Source organism: Paenarthrobacter sp. JL.01a, from assembly GCF_025452095.1.
In the GTDB taxonomy this organism is placed as follows: Bacteria; Actinomycetota; Actinomycetes; order Actinomycetales; family Micrococcaceae; genus Arthrobacter.
This window is the reverse complement of record NZ_CP104877.1, coordinates 2,345,252-2,363,158: the sequence shown is the minus strand read 5'-3', so window position 1 is coordinate 2,363,158 and position 17,907 is coordinate 2,345,252. Positions and strand designations below refer to the sequence as shown.

Genomic DNA, 17,907 nt, shown 5'->3' with positions numbered 1-17,907 from the left:
TCCCCTGTTATCGGAGACTTCCTACTGCCATATTGCCACGCTGCGGGCTGGTTCAGGCCCTTGCCGGTGGTGGATTCTGGCCCAACAATTCGGCCAGGAACGGGCCCGCTTCAGTGTGGCGTTCGAAGAGTGCTCCGGTCAGCGCCTGTGTCCCGCGCAAGGGTTCACGGGTTGGCACGCGCTGTAGTTTCCCGAGTCCCGGCACGTCGAAGATCACCGAGTCCCAGCTGGCGCCCACAACGTCCTTGCCGAACCTCGAAACGCACTTGCCGCGGAAGTACGCGCGGGTATCCGACGGCGGTTCCGTCACCGCCCGGGCGATGTCGGCGTCGTCCACCACCCGCTGCATGCGGTTGTTGGACAGAAGCCTGTAGTAGAGGCCTTTCTCGGGGCGGATGTCGGACCACTGAAGGTCCACCAAACCGAGCCTGGCGTCGTCCCAACCCAGGCCGTCCCTGTTACGGTACCCCTCCAGGATCGACTTTTTCGCCACCCACTCCACGGAGGAAGCGGCAGACATGACATCGGAGCCCAACGCGGTCAACGTGGATTCCCAGCGTGAGAGAACCTCATTGCTGTGGCCGTCTCCGGAGAGGGAATCTGCCACGCCGGTTTCCTGGGCAAGCTTCGCTGCGGCCTCGTAGTACATCCACTGCAGATCGAGCGCTGTCACCCTGCGCCCGTCGAGCAGCCGGACCGTCGCCGTCAGAGTGGTGTCGTGGCTGACGGCCTGAAGGGCCTGCACAGGCTCGTGGACCTCGACTTTGGGAGCCTGTCCGGCCTCAATGAGGCTCAAGACCATGGCCGTGGTACCGAATTTGAGGTAGTTGGAGGCTTGGCTGAGGTTGGCGTCCCCGATGATCACATGCAGGCGGCGGTACTTGTCGGCCGTTGCATGCGGTTCATCCCGGGTGTTGATGATGGGGCGGCGGATGGTTGTCTCCAGCCCGACTTCCGCTTCGAAGAAATCGGCCCGCTGGCTGATCTGGTAACCCGGAGTTGAACTGTCCTGCCCTAACCCCACGCGGCCGGCACCGCAGAGAACCTGACGGGACACGAAGAACGGCGTCAGGCCGCGGATGATGTCGCCAAAGGGCACCGAACGGGGCATGAGGTAGTTCTCATGGGAGCCGTAGGACACCGACTTGTTATCGGTGTTGTTCTTGTACAGGTTGATGGCAGGCAAGCTGGTGTCGGCGGCAACCTTCCGCATTGTGGCAAGCGCCACGAGGTCGCCGGCGGCGTCCCAGGCAACCGCATCCCGGGGATTGGTGACCTCCGGGCTGGAGTACTCCGGATGGGCATGGTCCACGTACAGACGCGCGCCGTTGCCGAGCACCATGTTCATCAGGAGGGAACCGGACTCGTCCGCGCCATCAAGCTCCAGTTCCTGGCGGCCATATGCCAAGGCGACAGCTTCGGCGTCGAGAACCGGTGGCTGGTCGGTGAGCTGGCTTGGATCTGCCGCCGACCTGTCCACCGTCCAGCCGCGCGCGTCGTGGAGCGGCTCTTCGTCCGTGTAGTCCCACCGTGTCTCGGCCCCGCCGGCGGCGCGCTGGCGCGTCACGGCGGCGTAGGCCTGGATGATCCTCGCAGACATCATGGTGGCATTGGCGCCCGGTGCTGACGGCGCATGGATACCGTATTCAGTTTCCGAGCCCATGACGCGCATCGCTCCGCCTGTGGGCAGTTTCTCTGCGGGTGTACCTTCGGGTCTTGCTGTCACAGGTACTGGCCCGTGTTCGCGGTGGTCTCGATGGACTTGCCAGGTTCCTGCCCGGCCTTGCCTTGGACGATGGTCCGGATGTAGGTGATCCGCTCACCCTTCTTGCCCGAAATGCGGGCCCAATCGTCCGGATTGGTGGTGTTCGGCATGTCCTCGTGCTCCCGGAACTCATCCACCACGGCACGCAGCAGATGCTCGATCCGGAGGCCCTTTTGCTGGTTGGTCAAAAGATCCTTGATGGCGTACTTCTTGGCGCGGTCCACCACGTTCTGCACCACAGCTCCGGAATTGAAGTCCTTGAAATACAGCATCTCCGTGTCGCCGTTGGCGTAGGTGACTTCGAGGTACTCGTTGGATTTCTCGGTGGAGTACATGGCTTCCACGGTCCGCTGGACCATGGCGTCCACCGTTGCCTGGACATCGCCGCCGTACTCCGCCAGGTCCTGGGCGTGGAACGGCAGGTCCGTTGTGATGTATTTGGCAAAAATGTCTGCGGCAGCTTCGGCATCAGGCCGTTGGATCTTCACTTTTACATCGAGGCGTCCCGGCCGGAGGATCGCGGGGTCGATCATGTCTTCCCTGTTGGATGCGCCGATGACAATGACGTTGTCCAGGCGCTCCACGCCGTCGATCTCGCTGAGCAGCTGGGGCACGATGGTGGTTTCGACGTCGGATGACACACCGGTACCGCGGGTCCTGAAAAGCGAGTCCATCTCATCGAAGAAGACAACCACGGGGCTGCCGTCCGACGCCTTCTCACGGGCCCGGGCGAAGATCAACCGGATATGCCGCTCAGTTTCGCCGACATACTTGTCCAGGAGCTCTGGACCCTTGATGTTCAGGAAGTAGCTCTTGAGGTCGGTGTTGCCGGCGCGTTCGGCGGCCCTGGCAGCGAGGGAGTTCGCCACGGCTTTTGCGATCAAGGTCTTTCCGCAGCCCGGAGGACCGTACAACAGGATGCCCTTGGGGGCCTTCAATCCGTGTTCGCGGTAGAGGTCCGGATGCAGGAACGGCAATTCAACGGCGTCACGGATTTGTTCAATCTGCGGACCGAGGCCGCCAATGTCCTGGTAGGTGATGTCCGGAACTTCCTCGAGGACCAGGTTTTCCACTTCGGCGCGGGGAACCTTCTCCAGGGCGTACCCGGTCCGGGAATCGAGCGAAAGTGCGTCGCCGACCTTGAGGTGGAGTTCCTGGAGGGCACCGGAGAGCCGGACTACCCGTTCCTCATCGGCGCGGCCCACTACCAGTGCACGGTCTTTGCCGAGCATTTCCTTCAACGTGACCAGCTCACCGGCCCGTTCGTAGCCAAGTCCTGCCACGATGAGGAGCGCTTCATTGAGCAGGACTTCCTGCCCTACAGCGAGTTGGTTGACATTGACCAGGGGGCTCACGCCCACGCGCATCTTCCGGCCGGCGTTGAAGATGTCCACAGACTCTTCCGTCGCAGCTTGCCCCGAACTTCCGGGCGCCGGCTGCCTGCGCGGGTTGACCTGGAGTACGGTGCCGAAGCTGTAGGGCGGCTGGCCCTCCTGCTCCAAGGCCCCCTTGAGGCGAAGGATCTCGGCTTTGGCAGTTTCCAGCATGCTCACGAGCTTGCTGTTGTTCTGGGTAGCGGCGGCCAGCTGGCGGTCAATGTGGCGGAGCTTGTCCCGAAGGATGTTGATCTGCCGTTCGGCAACAGTCAGGTCGGTGGAGGGTTCAGGTGGCTGAACTGGGGCGATACCCCGGCCCGCCCTTTCCTCTGCCGCTGTATTTGCATCCTCCGGCGTCGGCCGTCCAAGGTCGTTGTTTGGCGTATCCACGATTCATCAGCCCCTTCCTGCGCTTAACAAGACCTTAGTCCCGAAAAGCCCAGGGTGCCCGATGACATCCGGAATGCGGACCCTATTGTGACCTTTTCAGTTTGTGACCGTGGGGTCGTCCTGGACGTTGGTTCCGGCGATGGCATCACGGGCGGCGCGGCGCAACTTCTTATCCGAGACAGAACGTTCGCCTACCGCACCGGGGGTCCAGGCGTTGAGGTCCTCTTCGCTGAATTCAGTCTTGGAAGGACGCCGCTTCACGGAAATTCCGGTCACGCCGTCGGCCAGGCGCCGGGTTACCAACAGGAAACCGGTGTGGGCAACCATGCGGTGGTCGGGCCGGACGGCCAGGCCCTCCAGGTGCCAGCCACGGACCATGGACTCCCAGGCATCGGGCTCGGTAAAGCGGCCGTCGGCGCGGATCGCTTCGGCGGTGCGCGACAACTGCGTCACCGTGGCGACGTAGTTGATCCACACGCCACCTGGTGCCAGGACGGTTGCGACGGCGTCGAGGCATTCCCATGGAGCGAGCATGTCCAGGACCACGCGGTCCACGGATCCGGGAGCCTCAGCCTTGACGACTTCCTCCTGGAAGTCGCCCAAGGAGATTTGCCAGGCCGGGTGGGGCCCGCCGAAGATGGTCTCCACGTTTCCCCGGGCGATGTCAGCGAACTCTTCGCGACGCTCGAAGGAGTGCAGGTAACCGCCGTCGCCTACCGCACGGAGCAGCGAAATCGACAGTGCGCCTGATCCGACGCCTGCTTCCACAACGCGGGCACCCGGGAAGATGTCTGCCATGGTAACGATCTGGGCTGCGTCTTTGGGGTAGACAACGGCAGCACCACGGGGCATGGACAACACGAAGTCGGACAACAGGGGGCGCAGCGTCTGGTACTGCTGGCCAACATTGTTGCTCACCACGGAACCATCTACCTTGCCGATGATTTCGTCGTGGTTCAGGAATCCACGGTGCGTGTGGAACGCGCCGCCCGCTTCCAGCATGATCGTGTTCATTCGCCCGCGCTCGTCAGTGAGCTGGACCCGCTCTCCCACACGGAAGGGCCCGCGACGCCGAGCAGCACCCGTTGGCTGCACAGTGGAGCCGGTGGCTGCCTTGTCCGGGCTTGCGCTTGCCTCGGGGGCGGCGGTTTCGCGGTTCATGTGGTGTTCCTCGCTCTTGTACGGCTTGGCCGCGACGTGTTGCTGGCTGCTGGGCGCCGAAGGTTTGGGTTCTTGCTAAGACGGCCGGCATGTAACTCTACCGGTCCTGTGGTCAGGCGCGACCGCTCCTGCGGGGTTCCTTGCCTGTTATGGCTGTCACTACGGCGTCCTGGCGAAGCAATCCGGTGACGACTCCGTTGTGGTCCACCACAGCGTATTCGCCGCCGTCCAGCTGCGCCAAGTACTGGATCAGCTCCTGGCCCTTCGACCATTCGGGGACGTACGCCCCGGCGGCCAGGGCGTGGGCAACCGCGGTGACGGGCGTCGTCGTGGTCGCTTCAAAGGGGACGCTTGCAACGGCGGGACCATCAACAACGCCTTGCGGCTTGCCATCAGGTCCGCAGATCACGACGGCGGGACTTCCCGCAGGTGCTATGGCCAGGACGTCTGCCACTGTGGCCGAGTTCGGCACACCGACAGCGGGCTCTGCCAGGCCGGCGGCAGTCACCATGTACAGGCGGCTGCGCAGTTTTGCGTGGTGGATGGAGCTCGAAGCACTCATCCAGAGGAAGCCGCAGACCAGGACGGTAACAACCGTGTACATGAGGTCGGGCAACTGGCCCCTGAGGAACGGCACGACAATGAACCAGATCACCAAAGCCACCACGATGATCCGGCCGGACCAGCCGGCGGCAATGGTTCCCTTGTCCTGGCTGCCCGTCGCTTTCCAGACAGCTGACTCCACCAGGCGGCCACCATCCAAGGGCATTCCGGGCAGGACGTTGAAGATACCGATCACGAGATTGGCGAGCATCAGGATGTCGGCCAGCATACGGGGTATGCCACTGAGCGTTCCGGTGGACGTTACAGCCCACATGATCCCGGCGATGACGAAGTTCGACGCCGGTCCAGCGAGGGCAACGATGACCGAGCGGCCGGGCGAGGCCGTGAAGTTTTCGAATTGGGTGTGGCCACCCCACAGGTTCAGCACGATCTTCTCTGTGGGCCAACCGAAGGCCCTGGCGCTGAGGGCGTGGGCCATTTCGTGCAGGAGGACAGAGACGGCCAGCAGCAAGGCGACTGCAAGGCCAGCCAGGTATCCCCAGTTGCCAATGCCAGGAAACTTGTCGATGATAACCGGGCCGTAGAAAACCACTGTGATCGCGGCAATCACGAACCAGGAGTACGCCAGGTAGACGGGCACGCCGGCGATCTTCCCCAGCGGGATGCCTTCCTTTTTCGACGCGGCGTGATGGGGTGCGGGGGAACTGCTCACCTAGTTGGCCCCTTCAACGAGGTTCAGAGCCGGGAAGCGGTCCAGGACCAACCGTTGTACGTCTGCCGTCGTCCTGCCTGCAAGGGTGGGCCACATGATCATGCGCGGGTCCTCCGGAAGGGGTACCTGGTGCGGAATTCCCACGGTTACCACACCTGATGCAATGGCGGCCGTGGCTCCCGGGATGGAGTCCTCCAGGGCCACGCAGTGGTCCACCGTGATGGAAGGGTCGTCTAGCTTCAGCCGTTCCACCGCGGTGAGGTAAGCCTCCGGGTGGGGCTTTCCGTGGGTGACGGTGTCGCCGGTGACCATGAACTCGAAATACGGCTTGTGGAGGCTTTCAACCACCACTCCCGCGAGCGGGCCTTCCGACATGGTTACCAGGGCGCAGCGGATGCCTGCCGCGTGGAGTTCATCCAGCAGCTCGCGCGCTCCCGGGCGCCACGGGACTTCCTGTCGGACCCGGGCAATGACCTGTGCGCTCAAAGTATCCACGATTTCGCGGGCCTCGAGTTTGACTCCGGCCCGCTGCAGGACAGCCGCGGAGTGAAGCAAGGACTGGCCCACCAACTGCATGGCCTGCTGGTGGCTCCAGGTGCCGCCATGTGCCTCCACCAGGGCGCGCTCGGCCGCGATCCAATAGGGTTCAGTGTCCACGAGTGTGCCATCCATATCCCAGAGCACGGCTTTGAGGAGGGGCTGGCTGGGTGTTGAATGCATGGTTTCCAGTCTACGTGGAACCTGATGGCCCGCAGTTCCGGCATTGTGCTGTGGGCGAATACGGGACACGCGTTGACGCGAAATGCCATGCATCCATTGGGGTCTTGGACGTAGGGTGAGTGGATGAACAGTGTGGACGGGACCCCCGAAGGGCAGGACATCACCGTGGAGCCCGAGCGTTTCCTCAAGGAACCCGCGGAAGGACAGCGCGTCACCGTAATGATCGCTGCCTTTGAGGGCTGGAACGACGCCGGTGAAGCAGCCAGCGATGCTCTGCACTACCTGAACAAGCTATGGAACGGCAAGAAGATTGCCACCGTGGACGCCGAGGAATATTACGATTTCCAGTTCACCAGGCCCACAGTGCGGCGCACCTCCTCCGGTGCCCGGAAAGTGAAATGGCCCTCCACCCGGATCTACAAGGCCGCCGTTCCGGACAGCAACGTGGACGTGGTTTTCGTCCTCGGCACCGAACCCTCCTACCGCTGGCGTGCCTACACCACCGAGCTGTTGGTGCATGCCGAGGCACTCAAGGTGGATTCGGTCATCCTGGTCGGCGCCTTGCTGGCCGATGTTCCACACAGCCGGCCCATTCCGGTCAGCACCACCTCGGAGGACAACAGCTTGCGGGAACGCCTCAACCTGGAGGCCTCGCAATACGAAGGGCCCGTGGGAATCGTCGGGGTTCTGGCCGAATTCGCCCTTTTGGCTGGTCTGCCCACGGTCTCGCTCTGGGCTGCAGTTCCCCACTATGTGGCGCAGCCGCCCTCCCCCAAAGCCCAGCTCGCCATTTTGCACAAGATCGAGGACCTGCTACAAGTGCCCCTGGACAGCCATGCCCTTGCCGAAGAGTCGGAAGCCTGGGAACGCGGGGTGGATGAGCTCGCAACGGAAGACCCGGAAATTGCTGCCTACGTGCGCCAGCTGGAGGAAGCCAAGGACACCGCAGATCTCCCGGAAGCCTCGGGCGAATCCATTGCGCGGGAGTTCGAGCGTTACCTGAAGCGGCGCGGCAAAGACCGTCCCTAGGACCGCGGGAATCCCCATGACCGCAGGAACAGGAAACGGCCCCGACATTCGTCGGGGCCGTTTCCTGTTCCTGGCGCGATTCTAGAGTTCCACGCCCAGCAAAGCGTTGACGGCGTCGGAAACCAGTGCCGCGTCATGTGCGGACTTCTCCGCACCGTTGCGTACTGCCTCCTGGGCCCAATGGTCGACGGCGGCCAACGCGCCCGGCGCGTTGAGGTCCTCGGCCAGCTCCTTGCGCATGGCTGCGACGAGCCCGGCCGCAGAACCCGCCGGAGCCTGCTGCAAGGCTGCCCGCCAAACGGCGATCCTGTCCTTGGCCGCAGCGAAGTCTTCGTCCGTCCACGACCAGTCGGAGCGGTAGTGGTTTGCAAGGATTGCCAGGCGGATGGCAGCAGGGTCCTCACCGGCCGCACGGAGCTTTGAGACGAGGACCAGGTTTCCCTTGGACTTGCTCATCTTCTCTCCGTCAAGACCAACCATGCCCGCGTGGGCATAGTGACGGGCCAGCGGGACTCCGGCGAGGGAGTAGGCGTGACCGGCACCCATCTCGTGGTGCGGGAAAATCAGGTCGGAACCGCCACCTTGCACGGTGAAGGGCGCCGGAAGGTACTTTTGGGCGATCACCGTACATTCGATGTGCCAGCCTGGGCGTCCGGCCCCAAGGCTGGCGCCTGGCCAACTGGGCTCCCCGTCACGGGCTACGCGCCACAGGAGGGGATCAAGGGCGTTTCGCTTGCCGGGCCGGCCGGGGTCTCCCCCGCGCTCGGCGAACAGCGCGAGCATCTCGCTTTCACCGAGCCCGGACACATCGCCAAGAGTCCAGGCATCGGTAGCACTGGAACTCTTGCCGGCCGCTTCGACGTCATAGTAGACATCGCCGTCGGGTTCTCCGTCGGTGCCTTGAACGCGGTAGGCGACACCATCGGAGATGAGCTGCTCAATGGCCGGCACGATGTCGGGGATTGCCTCGACGGCGCCAACGTAATGCTCCGGCGCGAGGACATTCAGGGCGTCCATGTCCGTGTGGAAGAGCTGGATCTGGCTTTCGGCCAGTTCACGCCAGTCCACGCCAGTAGCGTTGGCGCGTTCAAGAAGGGGATCATCGACGTCCGTGACGTTTTGTACGTAGGAAACACGGATACCCGCATCACGCCAGGCGCGGTTCAGCAGGTCGAACGCTACATAGCTCGCTGCGTGGCCCATATGCGTTGCGTCATAGGGCGTGATGCCGCAGACGTACATCGACTGCTCGGCCTGCCGTTCCACCTCCACGACACGGCCAAGAGCGGTGTCGTACAGCCGTACGGGCGGCATGCTGCCGGGCAGTTCAGGTACAGGGCGGGAGATCCACGATTTCACGACTCAACCTTAGTGCTAGGCACTGATCACACCGAAACCGAGCAGGACATACAAGGCCAACCCAAGGAAGATGCGGTACCAGACGAAGAGCCGGTAACTGCGCGTGGAGACGAACTTCAGGAACCAGCCGATGATGACGTAACCCACAACGAAGGCGATGACCGTGGCCAGGGCGGTCTCCGGCAGTCCGTAAGGGCCGGCCAAACCCTCTTTGGTGACTGTCTTGTAGAGCTGGTAGAGGCCGCTGCCGAACACTGCCGGAATGGCAAGCAGGAAGGAGTAGCGCGCGGCGGCTTCACGGGTATAGCCCATGAGCAGGCCTGCGGTGATGGTGCCGCCCGAGCGCGAAACGCCGGGAATCAACGCCATTGCCTGGGCAAAGCCATACAGGATGCCGTGTTTGTAGCTCAGCTGGCTAAGGTCACGCTCCTGCCGGCCGATGGCGTCGGCGACGGCGAGAATCATGCCAAAAACAATCAGCATGGTGGCAACAATCCACATGCTGCGGAACACTGATTCGATTTGGTCCTGGAACAGCAGGCCCAGGATGACGATGGGAAGGCTGCCCAGGATGACCAGCCAGCCCATCCGGGCATCGGGGTCGTTCCGTTCCACTTTCCCCGTCAAGGAGCCGAACCAGGCCCGCACGATGCGGACGATGTCGCGCCAAAAGTAGACGATGACGGCGGTCTCCGTGCCAAGCTGCGTGATGGCCGTGAAGGCTGCGCCCGGATCGGCTGCATCGGGAAGGAATGAGCCGACAATCCGCAGATGCGCGCTCGAGGAAATCGGGAGGAATTCGGTGAGGCCCTGCACAAGGCCCAGCAAGGCTGCTTCTATCCAGTTCACGTGAATAGACCCTACGTCATGAACACTGGTAACTGCCCGTAAGCTAGCTGCTATGCAGCAGCGTTATGTCGGGAACAGTGGGTTCCGCGTGTCTTCGATGTCCCTTGGAACCATGTCCTGGGCGCAGGAAACCGATGAGCAGGACGCTGCCGAATTGCTTCACGGATTTGTTGCAGCGGGTGGAACGGTGGTCGACACGGCCGCCTCGTACGCGCAGGGCCGGGCCGAGGCAATGCTGGGCTCCATGCTCGGTGACGTCGTCGCCCGGTCAGAAATCGTCATCTCCACCAAGGCCGGCGTGTCGTCGTCGGAAACGCGGCGCAGTGTCAACGCATCCCGGGGCGCCATGCTTTCTGCGCTGGACGCGAGCCTTGCAAGGCTTGGGACCGACTACATCGACATCTGGTTCGCGCAGCAGTGGGATCCGAACGTGCCCTTGGATGAAACGCTCTCAGCCTTGGAACTGGCCCAGCGAAGCGGACGTGCCCGCTACGTTGGCATTTCCAATTACAACAGCTGGCAGACAGCCAAGGTAGCGGCCGTAGCAGGCTTTACCTTGGTGGCCAACCAGTCGGAGTATTCGCTGCTGCACCGCAAACCCGAGGAAGAACTTATCCCCGCCGTCGAGGACGCCGGTCTTGGCCTGATGGCCTGGGCCCCGCTGGGGCGTGGAGTTCTCAGCGGTAAGTACCGGGGGCAGATACCTGCGGATTCGCGGGCAGCACAGGGCCGGCTGGCATCGTATGTGGAGCCCTATCTGGAGCCGCGGGCGTCAAGGGTAGTCGAAGCGGTGGCCATGGCCGCCCGTGGACTGGGCCGGTCACCGCTGGACGTTTCGTTGAGCTGGTTGCTGTCCCGGCCGGGGGTATCCACCGCCGTCATCGGGCCCAGGAACGCCGTCCAGCTCAAGGAATTGCTGGATGCCCAGTTGGCGGTGCTCCCGGCGGAGATTGCTCGTGCGCTTGAGGATGTTTCCGCGGCCTAGCAGTCAGCGACGGTCAAGGATGTCCAGGAGGTAGTTGCCGTAGCCGCTCTTGGCCAGTTTGGCTGCCTGCTGGCGGAGTTGGTCGTCCGTCAGATATCCCATCCGCCAGGCCACTTCTTCCGGTGCGCCGATCTTCAACCCTTGCCGGTTCTCGGTGGTTCGGACGTAATTGGAGGCATCGTTGAGGTCGCCGAATGTTCCGGTGTCCAGCCAGGCGGTCCCCCGCGGGAACTTCTGCACATGCAGGCGCCCAAGCTCCATGTACTTGCGGTTGATGTCGGTGATTTCCAGTTCCCCGCGCGGTGAGGGCTGAAGTTCTTTTGCCATGGCGACAACGTCGTTGTCGTAGAAGTAGAGGCCGGGCACTGCATAGTTGCTTTTGGGGGCAGAGGGCTTCTCTTCGATGGAAACCGCCAGGCCTGCATCATCGAATTCCACCACACCGTAGGCAGAGGGGTCCTTGACCCAGTAACCGAAGATTGCACCGCCGTCGACATCGGCGTAATGCCGAAGCTGGTTGCCCATGCCCGGACCGTTGAAGATGTTGTCCCCGAGGATAAGCGCCACTTTGCCGTTTCCGATGTGGTCCTCCCCGAGAATGAACGCCTGGGCAAGTCCGTCGGGCGTGGGTTGGCGGGCGTACGCCAGATTGAGGCCGAACTGCGAGCCGTCGCCCAGGAGCTTTTCGAATTGGGGTCCATCCGCGGGCGTTGTGATGACGAGGATGTCGCGGATTCCAGCGAGCATCAGAGTGCACAGCGGATAGTAAATCATTGGTTTATCGAAGACAGGAACCAATTGTTTACTTATTCCGAGCGTAATTGGATGAAGCCTCGAACCCGTGCCACCGGCAAGAATAATTCCGCGCATCTAACTGTCCTCTCCCGCTGCACATCACCGTCACTGACGGTTACGCTATGGCCATGCAGAGAATCCTTGTCACCGGCGGGGCCGGATTCATCGGATGCAATTTTGTTCACTTCATCATGGAGCACACCGGCCTCCATGTCACTGTCCTGGATAAGCTGACCTACGCCGGAAAGATGGAGTCGCTGGCGGGACTGCCGGTAAACCGTTTCGAATTCCATCGAGGCGATATTTGCGACGCCGGCCTCGTGGATGCGCTGACAGGCTCCGTGGACGCCGTGGTGCACTTCGCGGCAGAGTCACACAACGACAACTCGCTGGATGATCCCCGTCCGTTCCTGGACACCAACCTGATGGGCACCTTCACCCTGATCGAAGCCGCCCGCAAGCATGGAACCCGCTTCCACCACATTTCCACCGATGAAGTGTACGGTGACCTGGCCCTTGATGAACCCCGGAAATTCACTGAGGACTCGGTGTACCGGCCCACCAGCCCCTACTCCGCCACGAAAGCCGGTTCGGACATGTTGGTCCGGGCCTGGGTGCGTTCTTTTGGCCTCCAAGCGACCATCAGCAATTGCTCGAACAACTACGGTCCATACCAGCACGTTGAGAAGTTCATTCCGCGGCAAATCACCAACATTCTCGACGGAGTGCGTCCCAGGCTGTATGGCCAGGGGCTGAACGTCCGTGACTGGATCCATGTAGAGGACCATTCCTCCGCGGTGTTGACGATCCTGCAACGGGGCCGGATCGGCGAGACCTACCTGATCGGGGCAAACGGGGAGCGGTCCAACCGTGAGGTGGTGGAGAAGCTGCTGATCCTTGGTGGGCAACAGCCTGATGACTATGACCTGGTCAACGACAGGCCGGGACACGATCTGCGCTACGCCATCGACTCCACCAAGCTCCGCAAGGAACTTGGTTGGTTGCCCCGGTTCCCCGACTTCGACTCCGGCCTGGCTGAGACGGTGCAGTGGTACAGAGCCAACGAGGAATGGTGGCGTCCGCAGAAGGCGGCCACCGAGTCAAAATACGCTGGCCAAGGGCACTGAGCCGTGGAGGCCCGGGAGCCAGTCTCCACGCCAACCCCGATTCCCGGGTTGTTGCTGTTCGAACTCCCTGTGCATGCCGACGGTCGCGGGTGGTTCAAGGAAAACTGGCACCGCAGCAAGATGCTGGACGCCGGACTGCCTGATTTTGGCCCCGTCCAGAACAACATCTCCTTCAACGCCCTTCCCGGAACCACCCGGGGCATCCATGCCGAGCCGTGGGACAAATTCATCTCCTTGGCCTCCGGGCGTATTTTCGGGGCCTGGGTGGACCTCCGGGAGGGACCAAGCTTCGGCGTCCTGTTCACGGCGGAGCTGACACCGGGCCAAGCTGTCTTCGTGCCCCGTGGCGTAGGGAATGCCTTCCAGACGCTGGAAGGCGACACTGCCTACACCTATCTGGTCAACGACCATTGGAGCCCGGAGGCCCGGAAGGACTACACCTTCCTGAATCTTGCCGACGAACACGTCTCCGTGCCGTGGCCGATCCCCCTCAGCCGCGCTGTGGTCTCGGAGCAGGACAAGAACCATCCGCGCCTGGACCACGTCGCCCCAATGCAAAAACGCCGGACCCTCGTCCTCGGAGCCGATGGCCAATTGGGCACCGCGCTGCGGCAGGCATTCGACGCCGACCGAACGGTCGACTTCGCCGGTCGCCGGGATTTTGACATCACCAGCGAGGATTCCTTCCGGTCGCTGGCATGGCGCAGCTACTCCACGGTCATCAATGCTGCAGCCTTCACCGCCGTGGACGCCGCCGAAACGCCTGAAGGCCGCACAGCTGCCTGGTCAATCAACGCAGCCGCCGTCGCCCGCTTGGCGCGCACCGCCGTCGAACATTCGCTGACCCTGGTCCATGTCTCCAGCGACTACGTCTTCGACGGTACGGCCGAGGTGCACACGGAAGAGGAGGCTTACGCTCCGTTGGGCGTATACGGGCAGAGCAAGGCCGCCGGTGACACGGCTGTGGCAACCGTGCCGAGGCACTACATCGTCAGGGCCAGCTGGGTAGTGGGTAACGGGAAGAACTTTGTTCGGACCATGGCGGGCCTTGCCGCCAAGGGGGCGGCACCGAGTGTTGTGGACGATCAATACGGCCGGTTGAGCTTTGCCGTGGATTTGGCCGCGGGTATCAGACATCTGCTTGATTCGAGGGCACCGTACGGCACATACAACATCAGCAACGGTGGTCCGCCGCAGAGCTGGGCGGATATCGCTGCGGAAGTCTACCGGCTCTGCGGCGCGGATCCCGGGCTGGTGCATCCGGTCAGCACAGCCGAGTACGCGCAACCGGGAACAGCGCCACGACCGGCCCACAGCGTGCTGGACCTGGCCAAAATCACCGCTACGGGCTTCACTCCCCCCGACGGGTCGCAGCGGATGGCGGAATACCTCCAACGCTAGCGAGGCCTACTGGGGTCGGGCACGTCCGGCTAAAAACACGACGGCGGGTTACGGAATTGCGGAGCGGATGTCATCCTTTGAGGTACTCATCATTGGGTTGCGGAAGAAGATGACGCTATGAGGGCTCGCTACGTCACGACGATGGCCTTGACGCTTGGCTTGCTGTTCTGGGTAAGTACGATTCCCGGCACTGTCCCGCGCGTTGCTTCCCCTCCCCAGCCGGAACCCACAGCGACGTCCGTGGAACCCGCAGCTGCACTCCACGAGCTCCCCCGGATTCCGTGGGAGGGCGGCACGGCGTATTGGCGGCAATTCTCCAAGGCCTTCGCAGCGGGCTGGAGCGACCCGTCCTTTTTCCCGATCGCCATCTGGTACGGATCCCCCGGCAGCGATGAACAACTGAAGTACGACAAAGCACTGGGCATCAATACCTACGTGCAGGGCAATCCGGATGCGTCCAGCGCGGCCATCTCGGCGCACGGAATGTTCACGCTTTACACCCCCACAGATGCCCCAAGCAATTGGGACCGGCAGGTGGGCAGCGTGCTGGACGATGAGGTGGATGGCAGGTACGAACCCGTGGCAGGGCTGGCACACATGAAGCAATTGGCTGCCCAGCACGATCCCGCACAGACGGGCAGGTTCACTTATGCGAACTGGACCTCGGGAATCCTCACCTATGACGTGCCAATGCAGTTCTCCACGGACTACTACAGCACTGCGAACGTGAACTCCGTGGACCAGTACTTCTACTCCGTCCCACAGTGCGACTGGGGTGAAGGCACGCTGCGGTGGCGGACTCCGAACGGACAGAATCCCATCACTGCCTCGAACTGCCGGACCGCCTCCAGCTACGGGAAAATCATGCAGCTTCAGCAGGAAATCAACGCAACGCGTGGTGTTCAGGCGCCGCTCTGGGCGCTCCCGACCGTTGTCAGCACCGGCGGCTCAACTCGTGGCTACAAGCAGCTGGGCCCTGAGCAGGTCAAAGCCCAGGTGTGGGCGTCGGTGATCCATGAGGCCAGGGGAATTGTGTGGTTCAGCCAGTCCCCCGACCAACAGGAAGTCAATGACTGCATCACCGGTGATGCCTTCCAGGATGCCCGGAAGCACAGTGCTGATTGTCTGAAGGACCAGGTCGCCGCAGTCGGTGTCGTAAACCACGCTATCGCTGCCTTGGCGCCTGTTCTTAACACGCAGTCCTACGTCTGGGACTTCGGGGAGGGTACGGACACCATGCTCAAGGCCAAGGACGGAAGCGCCTACGTCTTTGCGATGACCGACGACGGAGCCACCGGCAGCAGAACATTCACCCTCCCTGGCGGGATAACGGCATCCACCGTGGAAGTGCTGGACGAAAACCGTTCCATTCCGATTCAAGGGGGGAAATTCACCGATGATTTCCCTAACGAGTACACGCACCATGTGTACCGCATCGCCCTTTAGGAAACCGTGGCCGCATTCGTCAGGCAAAGGGCCTGGCGAAACCTCTGGCGGACACCGGGGAATCGTCCTAAAGTAGCCCTACGGCAGCCTCTGGCAGGAGGCCGGGAGACAACTCAAGAAAACATGTCGATGTGGCGGCGTTTGTCCGCCACCCACGATCCGGGCAGTGCAGCAGCCAGGGGTCGTGGGCCACATGGTTATGCCTTGAGCTTGACCCGAGCCTGGAGCCAAGAATGCTGCTGCCGAAAGCACTGCCGACCCGGATCGCATCCCACCGGGTAGTCCCCCAACTGACATTCCCCCACCGCGTGGCCCCACGCCGCGGAACAGCGCCACTCACCCTGGCCGCTGCCTCCGGGGAACCGTGGGTGAACCTGGGCGGCGTCGCGGTCAAGCTCATGGAGTTCGATCCGGCGATCGAGGAGATCCTGGACAGGGCCAGCGGTGCCGGCGCGCCGCCGCTGGGCGTGTGCTCTGCCAACCTGGACCACATCCGCCACTTCGGTTCAGGTGGTCGCTGGGCCGGCACGCTTGAACAATCCGGCCCTGAGCAGCCGGGAGGCGTGGAATGGTTGACGCTCATCGACGGCGCCCCGCTGGCCACAGAGGCCCGGCGCCTGACCTCACGAAACTGGCCCCGGCTGGCAGGAAGCGACCTCGTGGGCCCCTTGCTGGATGAGGCAGGGCGCAGGGGGCTCACTGTTGGTTTCCTGGGTGGGTCGACGGAAACCCAGCAACTTATCCGCGCCAAGTTCGAAGTCGAGCGTCCCCACCTCAGGGTCGTCGGGTGGTGGGCTCCCCCGCGCACCACTCTTGGTGACCATGAAGCTTCCCGCCGGCTTGCGGCAAAGATTTCGGAGTCAGCACCGGACATTTTGATCGTGGCACTGGGCAAGCCACGGCAGGAACTCTGGATTTCAGAGCATGGCGCCATGACAGGTGCAAAGGTCCTGATGGCCTTCGGAGCCGTGGTGGACTTCCTGGCGGGGCACATCAGGCGGGCACCCTCCTGGGTGAGCTCCAACAGCCTCGAGTGGGCCTGGCGGCTGGCCTTGGAACCGCGCAGGCTCGCCCGCAGATACCTCGTGGACGGACCGGAAGCCTACCTTCGCCTGCGAAGGGACAGCAGTTTCACGCTTCCCGCCGCCGGGCAGCGGCAGCTTCCCGGCGCGGATACCGCCCCCAAAGGCACAAGTGTCCACCCCGCGGATGTCCCGGAGCGTGAGCCCAGCCGCGCTCCGGGGTCCTTTGCGCCGGCCAGCGCCACTGCGGAAGTCGCCGTCGTCGTCGTCACCTATAACAATGAAGACAGCATTGGCCCCTTGATCCTGAGCCTGCGGAGGGAAGCAAGAGAACAGTCGATGAAAGTCGTGGTGGCCGATAACTCCCCGAACCACCGGACCATCAGCGAACTGGCACGTCATCCGGACGTGATCGCCTTCAGGACAGGAGGAAACCTGGGATACGCCGGTGGCATCAATGCGGCACTCGAAGCCGCGGGAGAGGCCGACGCCTACCTCATCCTCAACCCGGATCTCCGGGTCGGGGAAGGTGCCATCAATGCAATGAGCCGGCGCCTGCAGCAATCCGGCGCAGGCATGGTGGTACCCGTCCTGCTGGATGACGACGGCACCGTCTACCCCTCGCTGCGCCGCGAGCCGGGTGTTCTGCGAGCGCTTGGGGATGCCGCCTTGGGCAGTCATCTCAAAAGGCGGCCGGGGTGGTTGTCGGAGATGGATTTCGATGAAGAGAGCTACCAGCATGGGCATCAGGTGGAGTGGGCTACCGGCGCCGCGCTGTTGCTGGACGGCGGCGCTGCGAGGCTGGTGGGTGCCTGGGATGAGCGTTTCTTCCTGTATTCGGAAGAGACCGACTATTGCCACCGCTTGAGGGAGGCTGGCTTTTCCATCTGGTTTGAGCCTGAGGCGCGCATGTGGCACACGCGCGGTGGATCCGGGGCGTCCCCGCAACTGGTTGCCTTGATGTCCGTGAACCGTGTCCGATATGCGGAGAAGTATCTTGGACCGGCGCGGCTGATGGCCTTTCGTGGGGCCGTGCTGGCCGCAGAGGTGGCCCGGATGGGGAAGCCCGGTCACCGCGACGCAGCGTGGGCCTTGACCAGCCGACGGCGGTGGAATCGCCTTCCGCACGCGGTTCGGGCACTCGAAGCGGAACTCTGATGTCGGCCGTGTTTCCATCAGGGGCTGTCATTATCCCCGCGCATAATG

At 62.9% G+C, this 17,907-nt stretch carries 14 protein-coding genes; 6 read left to right on the top strand and 8 right to left on the bottom strand.

The window, feature by feature from the left end; translation table 11 throughout:
• Positions 1-52: 52 nt before the first annotated feature.
• The 5 genes from dop to N5P29_RS11090 all read right to left on the bottom strand — a co-directional run bounded on the left by dop (position 53) and on the right by N5P29_RS11090 (position 6,781).
• A complete protein-coding gene (dop, locus tag N5P29_RS11110; RefSeq protein ID WP_262278561.1) occupies positions 53-1,672 on the bottom strand; it encodes a depupylase/deamidase Dop in 1,620 nt (539 codons plus the stop codon).
• Between the two features lie 50 nt (positions 1,673-1,722).
• On the bottom strand, positions 1,723-3,531 hold the full coding sequence (gene arc, locus N5P29_RS11105; protein WP_262275040.1) for a proteasome ATPase: 1,809 nt from the start codon (positions 3,529-3,531) through the stop codon (positions 1,723-1,725).
• A 96-nt stretch (positions 3,532-3,627) separates the two neighbouring features.
• Positions 3,628-4,692 carry a tRNA (adenine-N1)-methyltransferase gene (locus N5P29_RS11100; protein ID WP_262275039.1) on the bottom strand — a complete coding sequence of 355 codons (1,065 nt, stop codon included), beginning with the start codon at positions 4,690-4,692 and terminating at the stop codon, positions 3,628-3,630.
• A gap of 112 nt (positions 4,693-4,804) precedes the next feature.
• Positions 4,805-5,968 carry a site-2 protease family protein gene (locus N5P29_RS11095; RefSeq protein ID WP_262275038.1) on the bottom strand — a complete coding sequence of 388 codons (1,164 nt, stop codon included), beginning with the start codon at positions 5,966-5,968 and terminating at the stop codon, positions 4,805-4,807.
• Positions 5,969-6,781: an HAD family hydrolase gene (locus N5P29_RS11090; RefSeq protein WP_262275037.1), complete on the bottom strand. Its 813-nt coding sequence runs from the start codon at positions 6,779-6,781 to the stop codon at positions 5,969-5,971. It lies immediately after the preceding gene.
• A gap of 30 nt (positions 6,782-6,811) precedes the next feature.
• Here N5P29_RS11090 and N5P29_RS11085 point away from each other — a divergent pair, with 30 nt between their 5' ends.
• Positions 6,812-7,717, top strand: a complete 906-nt coding sequence (locus tag N5P29_RS11085) for a PAC2 family protein (RefSeq protein WP_262275036.1) — start codon at positions 6,812-6,814, stop codon at positions 7,715-7,717.
• An 81-nt stretch (positions 7,718-7,798) separates the two neighbouring features.
• Here N5P29_RS11085 and mshC read toward each other — a convergent pair whose 3' ends face one another.
• Together mshC and N5P29_RS11075 are read right to left on the bottom strand one after the other, a co-directional pair.
• A complete protein-coding gene (gene mshC / locus N5P29_RS11080) occupies positions 7,799-9,076 on the bottom strand; it encodes a cysteine--1-D-myo-inosityl 2-amino-2-deoxy-alpha-D-glucopyranoside ligase (RefSeq protein WP_262275035.1) in 1,278 nt (425 codons plus the stop codon).
• Between the two features lie 15 nt (positions 9,077-9,091).
• The gene (locus N5P29_RS11075) at positions 9,092-9,925 is read right to left on the bottom strand and encodes an undecaprenyl-diphosphate phosphatase (protein WP_262275034.1); all 834 of its coding nucleotides are present in this window, start codon (positions 9,923-9,925) and stop codon (positions 9,092-9,094) included.
• Positions 9,926-9,977: 52 nt separating this feature from the next.
• On the opposite strand from N5P29_RS11075, the gene N5P29_RS11070 reads away from it, so the two are divergent.
• Positions 9,978-10,910, top strand: coding sequence for an aldo/keto reductase (locus tag N5P29_RS11070; protein ID WP_262275033.1), 933 nt, complete (start codon positions 9,978-9,980; stop codon positions 10,908-10,910).
• Between the two features lie 3 nt (positions 10,911-10,913).
• Here N5P29_RS11070 and rfbA read toward each other — a convergent pair whose 3' ends face one another.
• Positions 10,914-11,780: a glucose-1-phosphate thymidylyltransferase RfbA gene (rfbA, locus tag N5P29_RS11065; protein ID WP_262275032.1), complete on the bottom strand. Its 867-nt coding sequence runs from the start codon at positions 11,778-11,780 to the stop codon at positions 10,914-10,916.
• Between the two features lie 53 nt (positions 11,781-11,833).
• Between rfbA and rfbB the strand changes: the two genes are divergently transcribed.
• From rfbB to N5P29_RS11045, 4 genes are all read left to right on the top strand, one after another.
• Positions 11,834-12,832 (top strand): dTDP-glucose 4,6-dehydratase, encoded by a 999-nt coding sequence (rfbB, locus tag N5P29_RS11060; RefSeq protein WP_262275031.1) that lies wholly within the window; start codon positions 11,834-11,836, stop codon positions 12,830-12,832.
• Between the two features lie 3 nt (positions 12,833-12,835).
• Complete coding sequence (locus N5P29_RS11055; RefSeq protein ID WP_262275030.1) at positions 12,836-14,233, top strand: sugar nucleotide-binding protein; 1,398 nt, start codon at positions 12,836-12,838, stop codon at positions 14,231-14,233.
• A gap of 117 nt (positions 14,234-14,350) precedes the next feature.
• Positions 14,351-15,679, top strand: coding sequence for a hypothetical protein (locus N5P29_RS11050; protein ID WP_262275029.1), 1,329 nt, complete (start codon positions 14,351-14,353; stop codon positions 15,677-15,679).
• A 233-nt stretch (positions 15,680-15,912) separates the two neighbouring features.
• Entirely contained in the window at positions 15,913-17,859 is a 1,947-nt protein-coding gene (locus tag N5P29_RS11045; RefSeq protein ID WP_262275028.1) for a WecB/TagA/CpsF family glycosyltransferase, read from the top strand.
• Positions 17,860-17,907 lie beyond the last annotated feature (48 nt).